Genomic DNA, 1,078 nt, shown 5'->3' on the forward strand with positions numbered 1-1,078 from the left:
TTGAGGATGGTCAGCAGCTTGCGGGCGACGGCGATCAGGGCAACGAGCTTCGGCTTTCCATTGGCCACGAGGCGCTCAAAGAAGGCCTTGAGGACGGGGTTGTGACGTCTGGCGGTCATTGCTCCCATGAACAATACCGTTCGCACCGCTTGTCGCCCGCCACCAATGAAGCTTTTTCCGCGCCATTGGCCGGATTGGCGCGTGTAGGGCGCCAAGCCGGCCAGTGCCGCAATCTGCTTGCGGTTCAGGCGGCCGAGCTCTGGCAGTTCGGCCATCAAGGTCCGGGCAATGATGGGCCCAACGCCGGGAACGGAGGCGAGCAAATCCTCTGCTTCGCGCCAGGCCGGCGAAGATCGCACTGCATCGTCGATGTCCGTATCGACGCTGACGAGCTCCTTCTCCAGCGCCTTGATCAGCCGTGTGATGCTCTTTCTTAAATGCTGCGAAGTTGCGCGCTTTTCCCGTTGCCGCTCGGCACCTATCATGTCCACGATTTGACGCCGGCGCGTCACCAAATCCGACAAAAACCGTGTCGCCTCATCCGGCAAAGGCCGGGGTTCGGGCCGTGTCGCTGCGGCAAAGTGAGCGATTACAGAAGCATCGATCGGATCGGTCTTGGCGCGTTGTCCGAGTGCCTTGGCAAAGGCACGGACCTGCGCCGGATTGACAACGACGATAGGAAGGCCGGCGCCGCCAACTGCCGCTGCCGCAATGGTCTCGAAGCCGCCCGTCGCCTCGAGCGCCACAATAGTGGGTGCAAGCTGTTTCAGCCGAGCGGTCAGCTGCTCCAACCCCGCACCGTTGCGTTCTACGACGAACGCCTCACCACCGGGATGAACTGCAACGTCAAGACGGTCCTTCGATACGTCGATACCAACCGCGATGATATCCATGGTCACCCTTCCTTGCCTAATCGGGCTTCGCACTTTGCGGCCCAGGCGACTGTTCGGGTTCAATGGACTAACGGACGGGGCACCTCTCTCACCCACGGCCTGCAACGACCTGGGGGTTTGCGGGCTCCCGTCCGTCACCGCAACGTCTACAATAGCAGACCTGCGGCGCTTCGACTTACAAGGGG

The 1,078-nt window shown here is 61.7% G+C and carries 1 protein-coding gene; it reads right to left on the reverse strand.

What is annotated here, in order from left to right:
• A partial coding sequence (locus ABIB95_RS47340) for an IS110 family RNA-guided transposase (RefSeq protein WP_354249246.1) occupies positions 1-893 on the reverse strand: 893 nt, incomplete at its 3' end.
• Between the last annotated feature and the right edge of the window lie 185 nt (positions 894-1,078).

Origin of the sequence: Bradyrhizobium sp. LA2.1 (assembly GCF_040547725.1) — a bacterium.
Taxonomy (GTDB): domain Bacteria; phylum Pseudomonadota; class Alphaproteobacteria; order Rhizobiales; family Xanthobacteraceae; genus Bradyrhizobium; species Bradyrhizobium barranii.